General features: G+C 51.3%; 11 protein-coding genes and 1 tRNA gene. 3 read left to right on the plus strand and 9 right to left on the minus strand.

Going from position 1 to position 17,889, the window contains the following annotated elements:
* Nucleotides 1–177: 177 nt before the first annotated feature.
* The gene (locus tag Mal48_RS10945; protein WP_145198929.1) at nt 178–954 is read left to right on the plus strand and encodes an ABC transporter ATP-binding protein; all 777 of its coding nucleotides are present in this window, start codon (nt 178–180) and stop codon (nt 952–954) included.
* The gene (locus tag Mal48_RS10950; RefSeq protein WP_145198932.1) at nt 951–3,929 is read left to right on the plus strand and encodes an ABC transporter permease; all 2,979 of its coding nucleotides are present in this window, start codon (nt 951–953) and stop codon (nt 3,927–3,929) included. Before Mal48_RS10945 ends, Mal48_RS10950 begins: the two co-directional genes overlap by 4 nt.
* Before the next feature lie 442 nt (nt 3,930–4,371).
* Here the strand turns inward: Mal48_RS10950 and Mal48_RS10955 are convergent, their stop codons facing one another.
* From Mal48_RS10955 to Mal48_RS23740, 8 genes are all read right to left on the minus strand, one after another.
* A complete protein-coding gene (locus tag Mal48_RS10955; RefSeq protein ID WP_145198935.1) occupies nt 4,372–6,054 on the minus strand; it encodes a sulfatase family protein in 1,683 nt (560 codons plus the stop codon).
* A gap of 155 nt (nt 6,055–6,209) precedes the next feature.
* Nucleotides 6,210–7,592, minus strand: a complete 1,383-nt coding sequence (locus Mal48_RS10960; protein ID WP_145198938.1) for a DUF1501 domain-containing protein — start codon at nt 7,590–7,592, stop codon at nt 6,210–6,212.
* A gap of 92 nt (nt 7,593–7,684) precedes the next feature.
* Nucleotides 7,685–10,489 carry a PSD1 and planctomycete cytochrome C domain-containing protein gene (locus Mal48_RS10965; protein WP_145198941.1) on the minus strand — a complete coding sequence of 935 codons (2,805 nt, stop codon included), beginning with the start codon at nt 10,487–10,489 and terminating at the stop codon, nt 7,685–7,687.
* Entirely contained in the window at nt 10,476–12,179 is a 1,704-nt protein-coding gene (locus Mal48_RS10970; protein WP_145198944.1) for a LamG-like jellyroll fold domain-containing protein, read from the minus strand. Before Mal48_RS10970 ends, Mal48_RS10965 begins: the two co-directional genes overlap by 14 nt.
* 4 nt (nt 12,180–12,183) lie before the next feature.
* On the minus strand, nt 12,184–12,705 hold the full coding sequence (locus tag Mal48_RS10975; protein ID WP_145198949.1) for a sigma-70 family RNA polymerase sigma factor: 522 nt from the start codon (nt 12,703–12,705) through the stop codon (nt 12,184–12,186).
* Nucleotides 12,706–12,797: 92 nt separating this feature from the next.
* Nucleotides 12,798–12,938, minus strand: coding sequence for a hypothetical protein (locus tag Mal48_RS23255; protein ID WP_197442254.1), 141 nt, complete (start codon nt 12,936–12,938; stop codon nt 12,798–12,800).
* 165 nt (nt 12,939–13,103) lie between these two features.
* The gene (locus tag Mal48_RS10980; protein WP_145198952.1) at nt 13,104–14,666 is read right to left on the minus strand and encodes a hypothetical protein; all 1,563 of its coding nucleotides are present in this window, start codon (nt 14,664–14,666) and stop codon (nt 13,104–13,106) included.
* Between the two features lie 371 nt (nt 14,667–15,037).
* Nucleotides 15,038–15,172, minus strand: a complete 135-nt coding sequence (locus Mal48_RS23740) for a hypothetical protein (RefSeq protein WP_261341969.1) — start codon at nt 15,170–15,172, stop codon at nt 15,038–15,040.
* Between the two features lie 489 nt (nt 15,173–15,661).
* Here Mal48_RS23740 and Mal48_RS10985 point away from each other — a divergent pair.
* A tRNA-Lys gene (locus Mal48_RS10985) sits at nt 15,662–15,734 on the plus strand.
* Between the two features lie 1,134 nt (nt 15,735–16,868).
* On the opposite strand, the gene Mal48_RS10990 is transcribed toward Mal48_RS10985, so the two are convergent.
* Nucleotides 16,869–17,828 carry a ThuA domain-containing protein gene (locus Mal48_RS10990; protein ID WP_145198955.1) on the minus strand — a complete coding sequence of 320 codons (960 nt, stop codon included), beginning with the start codon at nt 17,826–17,828 and terminating at the stop codon, nt 16,869–16,871.
* Nucleotides 17,829–17,889: the final 61 nt, after the last annotated feature.

The following is a 17,889-nucleotide window of genomic DNA, read 5'->3' on the forward strand; positions in this document are numbered from 1 at the left end:
CTGATGTGATTTCAATGGCACATGAATTGCCATCGATGAGTGGGAGAGGTCAGAGATCGTCTCCTCTGCAGCGTGCTTATGCGTGCAAATCGGGGGGAGCAAATGCAGGACTTCAATGCCCTATGCAGACTCCACATCTCGTCAATCAAAACCATCTTTTAACAACTGGAGACATTCGTGTCAGTGGAATCCCCGCCTCCGCTTCGAGTCGAACAACTTTCCAAACAATTTCGACAAGGGGCCAGTCTTGTCAACGCACTCACGGAGTTCGACTTAACTGTCCACCAAGGTGAGTTCGTCGCCATCATGGGCGCCAGCGGTTCCGGAAAAAGTACGCTGCTTCATCTGATGGCGGGTTTAACACGACCTGACACTGGTCGGGTCTGCGTCGAAGGTCAGGAACTCGCAAAACTCTCAGATGCAGCTTTGACTCGCTTTCGCCGACGCAGGATTGGAATTGTCTTTCAATCTCTAAATTTGATCCCCGCTCTCAATGTCGACGAGAACATCTCTGTGCCATTGCAGGCGGACAATGCTCCCTCAGAAGCGTACCAGAAGGTCGACAAAATCGTAGAGCGGTTGGGGCTCTCCGGTCGGCGGACTCATCGCCCCGGTTCCTTAAGTGGTGGTGAGCAGCAGCGTGTCGCAATTGCCCGAGCGTTAATTCCTGACCCCGCTCTGATTCTTGCCGATGAACCGACAGGCAATCTCGATTCCGTCAACAGCGAAAACATCTGCCGAATCCTGCAACAGCTGAATCGCGAAGATGAACGGGCGATTGTCTTGGTGACTCATGAACCGGAGGTCGCGATGTGGGCAGATCGCATCGTAATCCTGAAGGATGGAGAGTTGCTCAGCGAACTGGCCACGAACGATTTTTCCTCCCCGCAATCATTGGCAACCGCCTATCATGAATTAGTCGGCACAACAGAACAACAGGTGCTGACCTCATGAAAAGTTTGAATCTGATTCGCAAACTGGTCGTCTCACAAATGCGGCTGCACCCTACTAGAGCGATCATCACTATTGTCGGCTTCATCGCCTCCACATGTGCAGTCGTCTGGGTAGTCAGTGGGTACGATTCCCTCGTTGCGCAGTTTGACGAAAATGCCCAGAAGTATCTGGGTCGGTATGACGTCCTGGTACTCCCAGCTGGTCCTCCGGGATCACTCAGCGCTGTTAATCAAACAGTCGTCGAGTCGTTGACAAATGATCCCGGTGTGCTGGAACTCAATCCGATCACTCAGTCACGTGTTTCAGTGACGCGTGCCAGTCAACCTGACGATCAAGAGGAAAAAGAGACGCCGCTCGGCCTCTTAATCGGCTCACGTCCGCCGGTGAACGGGGCTCCCCCTGTCGACCCTATTCTTGTCAGCACCCCCGCAGTGGAAGCTCCCTATGATATGGTCGACGGTGAATGGTTTGCTGATCAAGACGAGAGTGATCTTCCCTCAGCCATCATCAGCGAAGGTGCAGCAGAACAGATCAACGTTTCAGTCGGCGATGAGGTCCTGATTACTTCGATTGCCAATCAAAAACGGCTTCGCATTGTCGGTATCGTCGAACAGGCTCAGGACACGCCATCCTTAGCAAGTGAACAGGGAGGCCGAGGCGGCCCTGGTCGCGGAAAACCAGATGGGGAAAAAGAGAAGCCAAAACAAAAGAACGCCCGTGAAGATTCTAAAAGTACCGAAATAGCCGCTGGGGAAACCACGGAAAACTTGACACCTGCTGAAGAAAACCCAACATCAAAAACACAACTGGGACTTCCGAACGCATATGTTCAAGGTCCAGCCACCAACGCAGTTTATGTTCGTCCAGAGATTGCGGAACAGATCAATGGATTTCCTGCACGGGCGAATGTTCTGCAAATCGCGTTGCGGGATGGAGTGACCACATCCGAATTCGAATCTGTCTGGAAGTCGAAATTCAAAGCGGCGAGTCCTCCGTTGCGGATCGTTGATTACGATACCGTTCGGAGCGGGATGGAGTCGACGCGCTCAATCTCGGGGCAACGTTCACAAGCCTGGGCAGCGACGGGAATGGCATCAATTGCAGCTGTCTTTATCATCTTTTCAACACTCAGCATGGGAGTCAGCGAACGAGCGCGAGAGTTCGCGATGCTGCGTGCGATTGCCCTGACCCGCAGCCAACTCGCGGGGATCATCGCACTTGAAAGCGTGACGCTCGCCCTGTTCGGTTGGATCGGTGGATTATTGGCAGGCTGGGTTTTACTCACAGTTGGCAATCAATTATTGCCGAGTCTGTTTCATTCCAGTGTCACCTTGGGATGGACTTGTGTTCTGTTGAGTGGAATCACCGTTTTGGCCGGAGCACTTGGAGCAGCTATCATCCCGGCGTGGAGAGCGATGAGAATCAAACCTCTTGATGCAATGACGACACAAACCAAAACTCCACATACTCGCTGGTGGATTTTTCTCGGCTGTGCTGGAATTGTTCTCGCAGCATCCGCGCCGCTATCGGTCTTCTTTATCCCCATGTCTGACACAATGAAGACCTGGACCTATTCGTTCGTCACCTGGCCGGCGCTGTTAGTCGGCATGATTCTGCTAACTCCAGCTGTCGTTTTATTGTGTGAACGCCTCTTTGGCCCGCTGGTCACACGACTTTTGGGACTCGATCCACGTCTAGTGCGAACACAACTTTCGAGCAACATGTGGCGGACCATCGGAGCGACACTCGCCCTGTCACTCGGTTTGGCTCTCTTCGCATCCACACAAACCTGGGGCTATTCGATGCTGCAACCATTCCTTCCCGGTGATTGGCTCCCAGATATGCTGGTCGCGTTCCATCCGGTCGGGCTTGATGAAGATGGAATTGAAGCAGTCAAGCAAGTGAAGGGTGTGAAACCTGACAAGGTGATGCCGCTGGCGATTGAGCAAACACAATTTGACTGGAGTGATGCCGAGAATCCGGGGCTGAGGCAAGACAACGCAGTAATCTTTGGGCTTGAACCTGAACGAGCTTTCGGAACCGACCATCCTTTCCTCGATGTGAACTTCGTGGAAGGAGATCGCCAGAGCATTATCGAAGCACTTGCAACAGGTGAAGGTTGTGTGATTTCAGAAGACTTTCAGATGAGCACTGGCTTCAAAGTCGGAGATGAGCTCAGTTTTTCACCACCGAACACCGAGGGAGAAACCGTCACTTACCGCATCGCCGGAGTGGTCTCACTTCCAGGCTGGCATTGGATCACGAAGTTTTCTGGAGTTCGTCGCCACTTCGTCCGGACAGCGACAATGATTTTTGCCAGTCGAAGACAAGTGCAGAAAGACTTCCACCTCGCACGAAATGAATTCTACTGGCTGAATCTGGATGGATCTGCTCTGTTATCTTCTATCGAAGCGGACATGCAGAAAATCGCGGAAAGCAATTCTGGAGGAACTTTTCAGGCAACCGATGTTGGCGAAGTGACAGCGTATCGTCCTTTCGCACGTGCGACTGCGACTGAAACTGTGCGTCGAGCCATTTCGCTGCATGCCGATGCCACAATTTGGCGAATGAGTCAACTGCCGCTTGTAACGCTGATCATCATGTCACTCGCTGTGGCAAATGCCATCTTCGCTTCAGTCCGATCGCGTACTTGGGAATTCGGCATTTTGCGGTCTGTTGGAATTACTCGCTGGCAACTCGTGCGGCTAATCATTACAGAAACGATTCTCATTGGTCTGGTCGCATGCATACTCAGTCTTGCCTTCGGCCTGACCGCCGGCTGGTGCGGTGTTGGCATGGCGCAGTACGGCCGCTGGTTTGCAGGACCGGCAACATTTCTGATTCCGTGGAAACAACTGGCGTTCGGATTTTCAATCACCCTCGCCTTATGCCTCCTCGCCGGTCTGTGGCCTGCGATCCGTTCCGGACGAGCAGAACCGTTAACGCTCCTGAAGGCAGGACGGAGTTCAATTTGAATCGTTCTCCAAACAGGCAATGACGTCATAGCTCGCTGAATTGCTAACACGATTACGCCAGCCCAAATCACTTAAAGGCTGACAACAGAAACTGGGCCTCACCCATGACGTCCTCAGGCTATTTACCTTATTTGCCGCCCCTGCGAAGACCACCTTCACGATCTTATAGACTGCTCTCCACAAAACAGCGTGAAAGAATCAGCATTGGCTATGCTCAATTCCAGATGTCTGTTTTTAGGATTCCGTCGTTCCCTTCGACGAGAATAAGGGGCAGTTATTACTGACAAAACTAGAGAAGACGCCCTTTTCGATGTCCTGCAGGCTGACCTTCAGAATGGATCTCCGGTCACGAAACTGAGACGCTGAGACGATCGATCAAAGAATCGTGAGAGTCCGATATTGCGAATCAGACATCGCGCGCAGTTTCTCACTGCTTTTCTATTCAATCCGACGATCGACCTTTGTGAGTTTGAACATTGCGAAGGCCTGCCTCGAGTTCTGCTAAACGCCGCTTGAGAAATTGATGAGAGATCTCACGAGCTTTGGCTTGGTCGGCTGCGTCGTAGTCCCAAAACTCCTGAATGATTGCTTCGCACTCGGGATAATGAGTCCCGTCGTCGCCGACTCGTTTGCGAGTCTCCGCAAGAGCCTGTTTGAGATTGAGTACGAGTTCCGTGTTTTGGGGATCGTGGTAGATGTTCCGAGTCTCATGGGGATCATTCACCAGATCGTATAACTCCCAGCCAGGTGGAGTTTGGTAACCGCCGTCGTAATTACAGCCGTAATAGTAAATGAGCTTATGACTTTTCGTACGGATGCCGACATGTGCCGGGTTGTCATGGTGAACCATGTGCATCCAATACCGATAATAAGCTTCTTGCTTCCAGTCTTTCGCTTCTTTTCCTGTCTCCAGAAGTGACTTGAAGGAGCGTCCCTGAACAGATTTCGGGATCTCAGCAGCTGCGAAATCAAGCATCGTCGGAGCGTAATCAACGTTTTCGATAATCGTATCGAATCGTTGCCCCGCTTTGACGGTCTTCGGATATCGGACTAGAAACGGCATTTGTTGCGACTCTTCATACATCCAACGTTTGTCCTGGTAATCATGCTCTCCCAGCATGAAGCCCTGGTCGCCGGTATAAATGATTACGGTGTTGTCGATCTGTCCCGTCTCTTCAAGATATGCGAACAACCGACCGAGATTGTCGTCGATGCCCTTCACACACCGCAGATATTTTTTCAAGTAGGCATTGTAAGTGAGTCGCGTGTTCTCCTCGTCACTATAGTTCGCTGGGTTATAGTTATCCGGAAACTCAGCGGGGTACATGCTCGGCAGGTCTCGCAGATAGGACCGCCTTGGATTTCTTGAACCAATCGACGTTCCGATGTGGGGAATCAGTTCGTCATTCGCACCGCGTGTCGCGATTGATCCAAAGTCCTCATGACGAGTCCAAAGGGTATCTGGCTCCGGGATCTCGACATCCGCCAAATACGATTCGTACCTCGCTGCATTGTCGAAATAATCGTGCGGAGCCTTGTAATGATGCATCAGGAAGAACGGCTTGTCCGGATCACGACCTGTCTTGAGCCAATCCAGAGTCAAATCGGTAATGGCATCAGTCACATGTTTGTTGTCGAACTGAATTGTGTTCTTCCCCCAAGGCTTGTCGCCGCGGATGCGAAACTTAGGATTGTGGTATTCGCCCTGTCCGGGAAGAACGCAGTAGTAGTCGAAATCAGCCGGTTCAACTTTCAGATGCCACTTTCCGATCATTGCCGTTTGGTAACCAGCCTTCCGCATCTGAATGGGAAGCATCTGGTCGCCTGGCTCGACTTTCCCACTGAGGTCGAACGCTCCGTTGACGTGGTTGTATTGACCGGTCAGCACGCAAGCTCTTGTGGGTGAGCAAATTGAATTTGTGCAGAACGCATTCGTAAACAGAGCGCCCTCATTCGCCAAACGATCAATGTTTGGAGTAGGAGCGATTTCCGCAAGTCGACTTCCATAGGCGGAAATTCCATGCGCCGCATGGTCGTCCGACATGATGAAAAGAATGTTTGGCCCCTGCTCCGCACTGGCAACCGAAGGGAACAGAATTCCGACAAGTAATATCCAGGTCCGCATGATAATTTTCTCTCGATGCTATTTCTGTTTGATTGGATTGCGAGGCCTGCGGCCTGAACTTCAATGAACTTTTCCGGGACCGTGAAAAACGCGTTTCTCTACTTAAAACGCTGTTCGCCACAAGGCAGAAACTGAACCCGAATTTAAGATTTGATCTAGGCAATGATCTCCGGTATCAACTCACCGCCAAACTGTGAGAGTTGCTTGTAGCGACCTGCGTGGAAGTAGGTCAATTTGTTGTCGTCCAGCCCCATCAGATGCAGCATCGTGATATGTACATCCCGGATTGGATGAACAACTTCCACCGCTTCAGAACCGATTTCGTCGGTCGCCCCCACAACACTCCCGGCTTTTGTCCCTCCCCCTGCGAACCACATATTCATTGCGTCAGCGTTATGACCTCGCCCCAGTGCAGTGACTCCGCCTCGATAGTTATTGTCAGGAGTTCGTCCAAATTCTCCGGTCCAGACAACCAACGTGTCGTCAAGAAGTCCTCGCATTTTCAAATCTTTGATCAGAGCCGCAATCGGTTGATCGACACTGGCGATTCGAGAGGCATGGCCTTTTTCAAGGTAGTCATGGCTGTCCCATCCCCCAGCGAAAATTTGCACAAACCGAACGCCCTCTTCGACAAGACGACGAGCCATCATGCATTGCCTCCCGAAACTGGCAGTCTCTTTGCGATCAAGTCCGTATGCCTCTTGAAGATGTTTCGGTTCGCGATCAATATCAATGATTCCTGGAACTGCCATCTGCATTCGGTAAGCCAATTCATAACTTTCCATTCGAGCCGCCAGTTCCGCATGTTCAGGGTGCTCCTGCGCATGAGCTTGATTCAACATCGCCAGCTGATCAAGCGCCTTTCGCTGATGCTCCCGAGTCTTGTACTTCGGCGGGTTGAGATCCAGAATCGGTGAGCCAGTTGAACGGAGACGCGTCCCCTGAAAGTGAGCAGGGAGAAAACCATTCGTCCAATTCGCTGGACCAGCTTGAGGCAATGCGAGCTCAGTCATCACTACGTAACCGGGCAGGTTTCGATTCTCCGATCCAAGACCGTAAGTCATCCACGCTCCGACCCCCGGATCGCCGCCCAGTCTGCTGCCGGTATTCATATGCAGAAGTGCTTCAGGATGATTGAGAGACTCAGCCTTGCAGCCTCGGTACACGCAAAGCTCGTCAGCAACTTCCGGATCTGCCAAGTACTTCCACTGATCAGACATCTCAATACCGGAGTTGCCGACTTTGCGAGACTTGAACGGGCTACCCACGAAAAACCGCTTCCCTGTCGCAAGTCCTTTAGTTCGAGTCGACTCGCCAAGATGAAGCTTCGTCAGTGCAGGTTTAGGATCGAACGTGTCGATGTGTGACGGCCCACCCTCCATAAAGAGCATAATGACAGCCTTGGCTTTCGGCTTGTGCATCGGCTGCTGAGTGGCGAGTGGCCCTTCGCGGTTCTCTGCTTGCAAAGCTGTCATTGCGACGGCCCCCAATGACGAACCAAGGCCGTACAAAAATTCACGTCGGTGTAGAGTTGACATACGTCGTCCATTCAGTTTTGAGAGTGAGTGATGTATCGAACCAGCCTGAACTTTCTGCATTCGTCGCTGTCCTCAATGCTTTGTAGAGAGGCTCAGTACACGTACAGAAATTCATTCGAGTTCAACAACAACAAACAGACGTCAGCTAATGCTCTGGTTTCCGATGAGACCGTCCATGGCTTTGGATCGGGAACGTAGTCTTCATAAACATTCAATTTTTCAATGAACTCAAACGGCTCACCAGTAAACTCTTCAACGAGCGATCGCACGACTTGAGTTGGGTACTCGACCGTCTCGGGCTGATGCTTTTTGTGATACACCTGCATTTCCTTAAGGTATCCGTGCAATCGCGACAACTCCACTGCCTTTGGCTCGCGAGCAAAGGCAAGCTGCAAAGCCCGCCGAATTTGCTGAACCGTGTCGGTCGGTTGTTCCTTTTGTAATCGCAGTGCAAATGCAATCGATCGATCAGTCATCACATCACTGTTGAGCAAAGTAAATGCCTGAGGCGTGACAGCAGCCGAGTCACGCATTTCACAAGATTCGTTAGGATTCGGTTGATTCATGATTTCGAGAAGTGGATCGGCCTGCCCTCGCACGCGGTAAGCATAAATCGTTCTACGATTCCGTTCTGCAGGTGTCCTTGAAGGCTGGTAAGCAGGAGCAATCGAAAACTGAATCATCCGGGGCTGAAGAGCCACTTCCATGTTGATCTCAGGCATAATGGGAACACCTCCCAATTCCCGGTTGAGTTCTCCACTGATCAACAAGGTGCTGTCGCGCAACTCTTCAGCAGTAAGTCTGCGAGGAGGAAACGACGCCAGCAGATCGCTGTTTGGATCGACGGTCGCCTGCTTCTCGGACTCGAACGGCCTGCTAGATCGCTGATAGACTTCCGACGACATAATGAGCCGATGTAATCGTTTTATCTTCCACCCATTCTCAATGAAGTCAGCTGTCAACCAGTCTAACAATTCAGGATGCGTCGGTTTGCCTCCCTTTGCACCAAAGTTATTGGCTGTCTTTACGATCCCTTTACCAAAATGATATTGCCACACACGATTGACAATCGACCGCGCGGTCAAAGGGTTCGCGTCATCCGTGATCCATTCCGCAAGAGCAAGCCGACGACCTGCAAGTCCGTCAGTGATATTCCACGGACTGTCGGAGCCCGGACTGGCTGGAACCCCGGTGGCACTTAGTACGCCCGGCGAAACTGCTTCAGTTGGTGCATCCAATGCCCCTCCTGCCAGGATGAAGTTTTCCGGGCGCCAGTTTTCATTGATGTTCTTCGGACGACGAAGTGCTCGCCCGTTCTTGAAACTGTTCTGACCGTTGTAGACACCTTGAGCCATCGGCTGATAACGCTCCATTCGGCGTTCCCAAATCCAAACGTCCTGCTCACGGACTTTTTTCATCCCCTTTTCTTCAGGAGTCAGACCAACATGACGAGGTGGTTTTTGATCTTCAGGGTCTTTCTTCCTCTCGTTCTCATTTTTATACGGGAGGCGATGCTCTTCATACCACTTCTTTGCAGCAGCCTCCTGCTTGTCTTGAATTTTCTTTTGCTCTGCCTTCGCATAATCCAACAGGTCTTTCACCAGTTTTTGCTTCTCGGCAAATCCAACCACGTTCTCTTCCGGCAAGAAGTCCGCTTTCAACTCAGCTGGCTGAGTCGTCGCGAAAGCTGCGTACATGCTGTAGTAGTCTCGCGTCGGGAGAGGATCGAATTTATGATCGTGGCATTTACAGCAGCGCATGGGCATCGACAGAAAAGCTTGCCCAACATTATGGACCAGATCATCCAGGTAGATTTGTCGTGCCTCCGCCTGCGGAATCATGGCTGTCCCCCATGGTCCCATCCGTAACATTCCGGTTGAGACAATCCCTTCCGCATCGCCCGGTCGCAGTTCGTCACCTGCGATCTGTTCCACAACGAACTCATTGAACGGCTTATCTTCGTTGAAGGACCTAATCACGTAGTCACGATAGCGCCACGCATTCGACCGTTCATAGTCGTTTGAAAAACCAGCAGTGTCTGCGTATCGGACAACGTCCAGCCAGTGTTGAGCCCACCGTTCTCCGTAATGTTCGCTGTCGAGCAATTGGTCGACCAAGGTATTCCAGGCGCGTTCTGGGTCCGACTCCCATGCTTTCTTGAAATCGTGGACTTGTTCCGGAGCAGGTGGTAGCCCAGTCAGGTCGTAGGATGCTCGGCGAATCAATGTTCGAGGATCTGCTTGAGGAGCCGGTTTCAATCCCGCACTCGAAAGTTTCCTCATGACGAACGCATCAATGGGATGCTTTGATCCTGACGGAACCGTCACACTCTTGACTGGTTGAAATGCCCAGGTTTCTTCTTTGCTATAACGTCGATATGTCCAATCATCGGCAGTCCCACCGCTGGTTCCGATAATCACTCCGTCTTCATTTTCAGCAACCGACCATTCTTCCTTCTGGATGCTGAGTTGTCGCGAAGCATCCGGCCATGGAGCACCGGCAGTAATCCAATCTCGAAAATACTCCGTTTCTTTTTTGGTGAGTCGGTCGGTTTCCTTAGGAGGCATTTCATAGCCATCCCACATAATCGCCTGATACAAAGAGCTCTCTTCCGGTTTTCCCGGAATAAGAGCGACATCTCCTGATTCGCCCCCTTTGATCATGTTCTCGCGATTCAGGAGATTGTAACCACCACGTACATCATCCGGGTCCTGTCCGTGGCAACCGAAGCACTTCGCTTTCAAGATCGGAAGAACTTTCAGAGTAAAGAGACGCTCGGATTCGGCATGCTGAGAGACTTCAGCAGGATCGTCTGCGAAGCCGACACGCGAAACGCTGAGTGCCTGTAGCAAGACAATCGGAATGACGATCTTCGACCAGAACTTAGGGCTTGCCATGATTGTAAATCTCCTTAATTTCACTTGCGGACAATGCCGCAGCGAAGATTGCAAATTCATCGATACTGCCATTGAGATTACGAACGGCAAATTCAGTATCCTCTTCTGTCGGCAACGTCCAATTCCCGATTGATGCGTCACGAATCCTTGTTGTCTTCACCAGCAAGTCTTTTGCAATCTCCTCTTCGTGCAGAAGATCACCATTCAGATAATGCTTTGTTTTACCACTACCAGCGTCGTATGTCGTCGCCAAATGCAGCCACCGTCCGCTTAACGATGGTTTCCAGAATGGCGGAGAAAGCACGATGTGATGAGTCCGTTTCCTTGCGTCCGGACCGCGAGCATCATCTGACTTATGGCGAACCGAGAAGAACAATTGACCGGTATCAAGAATTTGCCAATGCGGCTCACCCTGGTTGTACCCATCTGTCAAAAAGAGTGAATTGTACCAGCGGTCGAGACTGTCAATTTTGACCCAGCAGGAAAGAGTCAGTGAACTGAATTCTCCGGGGATGTGCATTCTAACACGGTCACCGGGACGTTTAAATTCGAGCGCCGACTTTGATGACCAGCGTCCTTGAACACGATTCGCTCCAACAATTGCCCCATCTAGCTCACCACTTTCAGCCTGGATACTGCTCTTCAACTTTCGCTTCCAGTCACCCTCTTCATCGAATGAATAATACGCAATCAGTCTTGAGTCTCGCTGAAAGTTGCTGGACCAAAGTTTCCATGCTTGATAGCGAGACTCGTCTTGACTCTTGGCACGCAGTTCCAATGTCGCGATATCCAGAAACTGCTCAGGCTGAATCTGTTCGACTTGAAATGTCCCATCCTCCTTGAAGACGCCTGCCTGCCCAGTCGTCATGAGGCGTTTGCTCTGTCCCGGTTTGTGCAACTCAACTTCGCCATCGAAGACCTGCACGTCGGCACCATCGGGCGACATCGAGACGCCGAACTCTGTTCCTAAGTCCACGAGTTTCATGTCGTCGAGTTCCAGTGAAAAACCACGCGCTGCCGGAGGGACTTGTGCACGCAGTCGACCATGATGAACTCTCGCAGCACTGACCGATTTCAAATCCAGTTCGGCAGGCCCTTCAACAATCACGGTTGCGCCACAAAAGAACTCAATCTGAGCAAAACCAGAGACAATCGCAAGCCGTCCTGGAGAAAGAGCATCACCAACTTCGAGCGGGCTCTGGTCAGCCTCCCAGATCACGTCGACGAGACTTGTAACGAGTGCGATTCCAGAAGAGGTGGCTTCGCCTTTCTCACCATGCTGTAAATCGTTGATCCCTGCGATCGACTCGGGACCGCTGCTTTTTGAGGCTTCAAGATAGAAAACTCGAACTGCCAAGACACAAATTAAACAGAGACCAGCGAAGGCTGCCCAGAGATTGATTCGAGAATCTCGATTCAATTGCTTACGGCTGACAGAAGGATTGAGAACAGGAATTCGCTCTTCAACAGTCGAAGGTTCTACAGCCGGAGACTCCATAGCCGGAGGTTCCAATCCGGCATCGACATCCAGCTTCAACGCGGCTGTCAGCACCTGTTGCTGAACAAAAAATGCTTTTGCGTCTTCGTCTGACCGAAGGATCTCACGAACACGTTCAACACCTTCGTCGCTAAGGGTGCCAGCCTCCCAGTCAAAGAGAAGCGATTCAAGTTCTTCCAGCTTTGAATTCAACTGATCAGCCCCCTGCCGTTGTACGTTGCTGAACACAATCGGCGAGTTGCCGACGAATTCGTAAAAGAGCCACTTTGACAGCTCCGGTTGTGCGATCCACCGATTCCGCAACATCGTCAATGGACATCGAACGGAAGTAACGACGCTCGATCAACTCACGATTTGTGGGAGTCAGAACTTGCAAACAAGGCCGCAGTGCTTCTCGAATGATATCGATCTTCTCCGCCTGCTTCTCTGCCTCAACACTCATCGCCTCAGCCAACTCGGCATCCAGTAAAAGTCGGTCTCGCTTACGATCCCGCAGATGAGCCAACACTTGAATCCGAGCAATCGCAAACGCCCATGGTAGAAACTCCCGGTCCTGCTTGAATTCACCAATCTTCCGCCACAGCACCAAATTTGTCTCTTGCACTACATCCGCCGCTCGACTGTGATCGCCCACTAGAGAAAAGACGTACCCATAGATGCGGTTTTGGTGTTCAGTCAGGTGTCGAACAAAGATTTCAGAGTTGTCTGTCTGTTCCATAATCGGTTCCCTACGAGAGCATTTACCGCATGCACCCATAAGGTTACACGATTTTTCAGAATTGTTGATCAATTCGACGATGAAACGATCTCTCAAGAAAGCCATATCGCTTCAGGAACGCTCATCATTCCACTGACATCATAGGTGCAGGTGATGATGCCATTGAAGTCTTCAGCCGTCACCATTCGATTGGTGGAATCGTAGGTATTAGTGGTGATGACATCGGTCGCCATTTGCTGAAGTATGTCTTGCCTGTGGTTGAACGACTTGACTCTCTTCTTGGCTCATATATTGCTGAATCATTCCACGTCAACTCGGCATTCGCCACGCCCATTACTCCACTACATTACGTGCTGGGCGTGCCACTCAACGCCGAGAAGCAGGCACGAATTGATTTTTTATCCAACTTCTGAAGCGAATACTGAGATACGCTCCGCTTGCTTTGACAACAGGTCCGCTACGAAAGGCGCCTTGTAAAACCGCTGCAATTCCCGATCGATCGTGTCAACTCCCACAAATTCGATGGTCCCGGATTGCTCGTCGCCAGTTGCTGTACCGAAATAGAAGAATGCGCATAGGGCTGTGTTATCGTCCTCCCGACCGGAGTCAATCTGCCGTGTCACGCCAATCCACCGCTGCTCGGAGTTTCCCCACATCGGTCGTCCATGTTGGCGAAGATCCGTGAAGCCATCCAGAAGTAGCGGTCGAATCGAACCCCATTCAAGCATTAGTGAATCTCTCGCACCTGGAATTCGCACCTCCCGGTAGTTGTGGACGAAGTCCTCGATGAGCACTTTGGCGTCCGCAGAGGGATGCGCCTTGCCGATCACCGCAGACCAGTGCCCAATGACCTCGTTTTCGCTGCCTCCATCTGGTTGAGCTTTGGGTACTGCAGATTCGGCGAGGGCGATATTCTCCTGCCACCGATCCTTCATCGACTGCAGGCGATAGGGGTGCAATGAATTGTTCAGCATGCGTATCGTACCGGCGAATTCGTGGAATGTAATTCCGTTCACGTCGGTTATCCTCGTCAAGGGAGCCTTCTGGTCTTCGAGATCTGAGTAGCACGCCAAGACGACATGCCTGTGGTCATTTCCGTTAAACGAGCCACGCCAACGTATGCTTCCCTTCGCTTGTGCCTCGAACAATACGTGGCTCAGCACACACATAAGGCACTTCCTCAGGTGGGCGTGAAACATCTCGAAACCAGCCCAGTTGGGAAAATCATACTCAAAGCGGTCCTGCTGTAGGTCAATCGCCTCGCCCTCGTAAGCGATCAATCGGGGCGTCCCCTCGATCATGGCACAATACATTCGGGAAATGGCTTCCGACGCCAGGTATTGCCCACCGCGATGGATGGACTGTCTCCAAGACTTCTCCGTGAATGCCTCGACATGCGGATACAAGTCGACAGACACCTCGGGATAAAACAGCGTGTCTGCATAATGAAACTGGAGGAAACCGATTTGATCATTACCAAGGCTCCTCGCAATCGTCTCAACTGCCTTCTCGACGATGGGGCGCAACTCACCATACACATCTGCGAAAGCAATCACGTCTGGAGCAGGTTTGAATTCCTCGATTGGCGGAGTTCTTGAAACGTAATCGCAAAGCTTGAACTCGCCACAAGCGTCCGGAGCACAAGCGAAGTAGAGTTCCTGAGCGCCCTCGCTTTCAGTGCTTCTCACCGACATCAGAATCACGTGCGTCGGCTCAGGGTGAAAACGGTCTGTTTGGAAGATGCCCCAGTCAGGCTGGGAGTACTCCTCAATTGTGTATGGGGAAACGATGAACTGTTTCCCCAATTCCTCTGTGTGACGGCTCCACTCCGAGATAAGCTCCCAGCGAGTAGGAAGGCGGTGCCGGAGTTCAAACCATTGAAGGAGATCTAACTCCTTGCCAAGGTAAAATTCTGCGACCTTCTCGGCGAGCGTCTCAACCTTATGGAAATCGCGTTGCATAATAGAAGTCCTTAGCGCATCCGCTCGACGGAAAAATGATCAATCGCCATGCCAACGGATATGTGTTTGACAGCAAAAAGTGCGGAAGAAGATTTCCTCACAGGGGACTCGTGCCACACTGCACGAGAGCAAGCGACGAAAAGAACGGGAGGGGATTCCCCCACGTTCTTTGTCTCCTGTTGGGCGTAGTCATGCTACCCGCAGACGCGCGGGGTTTCCAGTGAAACCCGCTGGGTGGCCCAACCCGACTTGTCGGTTGGGTCGCTTGAGCGACAAGATGAACTCACCATGAGCTTTCTTTTCAAGCGGAGTTGGTATGCCCCCCCAAAGTTTGATCCGGGGTTAAGAGAATTCGAGTCGGGTCAGATCGGTCAAGCGGCAGCACATTGCGTGGAAAACTCTGCGGGGACGTGTCCGCTCAGCGAACGATGTGGGCGTCGCTCAATGGCCATCACTCGCCAGCCCTTGATGACTGAGACGCCTCCGTAATGCTTACTCCAACGCATCCAGATCGATTCCTTGACCTCCAGCTTCACCTGCCTGCTACAGCTGCAAAATCTGCTCAGGGCTACGTCGTCGTCGCTTTGTTATCAGAATCTCCTACGAGCATCATCGGTCCGTTAGACTCTCATATTATCTGGATCAGAAAATGGGGCACACGCTCATGAGTACACGTGAGAAAATGATTTTCAAGGCCACGCCCCCCAACTTTTTCAGGTTTTCGTAGTAGGCGCCCAGCTTGTAAATCACTCCAAACATCGCAATAATTTCCGAGTGCCTGGTCTGCCTTTTCCCAAACACCAAGGAAATGAACCATTCCACGTTTTTTTGCCAATTGCCCCATTTTTGTGTGCAATGAGTGAGAGATCTGGTGAAGGTTGTTGCGTTGGTTTTGAGATTCGATGTTCAATTTTTCCTATCGGGCTGTCGTCACGATTGTCTAAATCGCCCACAGCATCCCTGTAAGATCAAAAACTCGCACAAAACAGCGTTCAGCCCCTGTAGCTCAATTGGTAGAGCAACTGACTCTTAATCAGTAGGTTCAAGGTTCGAGTCCTTGCGGGGGCATTTCTTTTATGCGGCTTCCTGAGACTCTGGTTCTTGCGTGTCACCCAAAGTGTCACCCCGAACGCTTCTGAGTCGCTGAGAGAGCCCCTTTGCTTGCTGTGTGACATAAAATCTCATTGGTGTTGAAATGTCTTCGCGCCGCATCAATTGCTTCAAGTCGGCTGAGGGAGCTTCAGTTCGTGACAGAATCTGCCCCCCCCTCGTCCAATGAGTTTCATGACGCGCAATAGCACCCCGCCCTCTCCGAAGAGATCGATTTGGTCAAATCATCAAATCGCGACAGAACAGGCATGATACGGGTGGATAAATTTGCGCCCCTGGCGACATGGTGTCCTGACGAAACGGTCCGTTTCCTTGTGGAAGTATTGTGGCCAAAATGACTTTCGCACCAAACAAACATTTTGTTGGCCTGTCAGTCAGTATTTCGGTGGAAGAGCAATCTTTTGAGAGCTCCGCGCCTGCTCTATCGAAATGATTCGTTGATTTACCCGGGATTGAACAAATGATTTCCAGCATCATCTGGTGCAAACTTCACATTTGTCCAGTTCATCATGCCCCCTAACGACTGAGTCTTTCGAAGCGATTTTCCAGCAAACCCTGTTGCAAAAAATGAACATGCTGACGCAGACCGACTTCAGTCACGGCGAATTTCTGAGTTTGAACGAAATTGAGCGTGTCCTAGTTTACGATTGTCAAATTCTCGTCCATAATTTTATTGTTGAGCTTCACACTGACGTCAGTGCGGAGAGCAACATCTTCACGCGGGCTGTAGTTATCTTACTCGTCGTCAGGTCTTGTCCTACCTGCCGGCGAGTTTTTTTTGTCACGACACTCTCGGGAAGCAATTCGTTGAGAGGACGGGACGAAGCACAAGAAGCAAACAGTATGGCCCACGACGTATCACGGAACGCACAATTGTGATCCGCCGCGTTCGGCCTTTTGTCGATAGATAAGAACGCTGGTCAATCTGCAAATTCTAAATGCCGCTGCGATTTCGCTTGTACAGCAGATCGACTAAAGCATCTTCCGATTTGATTTGCAGTAAAACCGCTGCACCTTGGCTGGTCGTTGATCTCCCACAGTGGTGCCCCACCGGGGGCTAAATCGACACTGCACACCTATCCGAAAGATGCTCTATTTCTTGAATGTTTCGCTGGAAACGTTTTCTGCTGTTGGAAAGTTCGTTGGAATTTTCTGAGTCACTTTTCCGGATGCAGCCCATTCTGTTCCACGCTGCAGTGACACTTTGAAACCGACACACTCCTGAGAGTAATCGGCGTGTCCCAGAGGAGTATGGAAAATTTTCCCTTTGCCGAACTCAATTGTCATCAGCATAGGCTCGTGACGTCCTGATCCACCATATTCCGGGCTGGCAAACGCCGTTGCCAGAATTTGCATGTTCTGTCCGGGACCACGCAGCATGTCGTACAGCTCGTCTTTCGCATGCATCCACTCTGCGGGCATGCCTTCCGTGATTGGATGCGAAGGGTCACGAACGACAACGGAGAATTCGTGCTGTGATCCGTGGTGTCCCCCTTTCCCCGGGGACTTGTCGATCACCTTCTTGCCGTTCTCATCAAGATAGATGTACGGACCGGTTTTCTCATCGCGGTTGCCCCAACCACCGATGCCGATCATCTGGTTGTATTCTTGCCAGTCACCGAAAGAATTGTTTGCGGCATGCACGATAACAAGCCCCCCGCCATTACGGACGAAATCAACGAACGCTTGTTGGGTCTCTTTCGGCCACGGAGCAGCACCGTAACCAAAGTTGGAAATGACGACGTCGTACTTGCTGAAATCCGGCTTGAAATCAGGGTCCGTTTGCGGCTGTTTTACGGCAACGGTTTCCACTCCTTCCAAAGGATATTTCTTGAGCAGATCCTCGCCTTTCCAAGTGAACTTTGACCGGGCGATGTCAACATCGAAGAGTCCGGTTTCTTCCAGGTATTGCTTCATCATCACCGTCGTTTTCGGCCAAGCGGCATGATTATTCTGCCCATCAATAATCAGGGCTTTCATGTCTGCAGCGATCCCGGAAGATGTTGCGAGCCCTAGCATTGCAAGCAGAGTCGTCACGCGAAGAAATATCATAGGAAGGTCGTCCTGTTTAAGAGTATGAATGGTCTCTTAGAGCATTTCCAATGCTTCTCTT

The organism is Thalassoglobus polymorphus, from assembly GCF_007744255.1.
Lineage (GTDB): Bacteria > Planctomycetota > Planctomycetia > Planctomycetales > Planctomycetaceae > Thalassoglobus > Thalassoglobus polymorphus.

Bases quoted from the DNA above. Each gene is read 5' to 3' on its own strand.
- Mal48_RS10950 (WP_145198932.1), top strand. From the start codon at position 951: ATGAAAAGTTTGAATCTGATTCGCAAACTGGTCGTCTCACAAATGCGG.
- Mal48_RS23740 (WP_261341969.1), bottom strand. From the start codon at position 15,172: ATGCGTTGGAGTAAGCATTACGGAGGCGTCTCAGTCATCAAGGGCTGG.
- Mal48_RS10975 (WP_145198949.1), bottom strand. From the start codon at position 12,705: ATGGAACAGACAGACAACTCTGAAATCTTTGTTCGACACCTGACTGAA.
- Mal48_RS23255 (WP_197442254.1), bottom strand. From the start codon at position 12,938: ATGGCGACCGATGTCATCACCACTAATACCTACGATTCCACCAATCGA.
- Mal48_RS10980 (WP_145198952.1), bottom strand. From the start codon at position 14,666: ATGCAACGCGATTTCCATAAGGTTGAGACGCTCGCCGAGAAGGTCGCA.
- Mal48_RS10960 (WP_145198938.1), bottom strand. From the start codon at position 7,592: ATGTCAACTCTACACCGACGTGAATTTTTGTACGGCCTTGGTTCGTCA.
- Mal48_RS10965 (WP_145198941.1), bottom strand. From the start codon at position 10,489: ATGGCAAGCCCTAAGTTCTGGTCGAAGATCGTCATTCCGATTGTCTTG.
- Mal48_RS10990 (WP_145198955.1), bottom strand. From the start codon at position 17,828: ATGATATTTCTTCGCGTGACGACTCTGCTTGCAATGCTAGGGCTCGCA.
- Mal48_RS10955 (WP_145198935.1), bottom strand. From the start codon at position 6,054: ATGCGGACCTGGATATTACTTGTCGGAATTCTGTTCCCTTCGGTTGCC.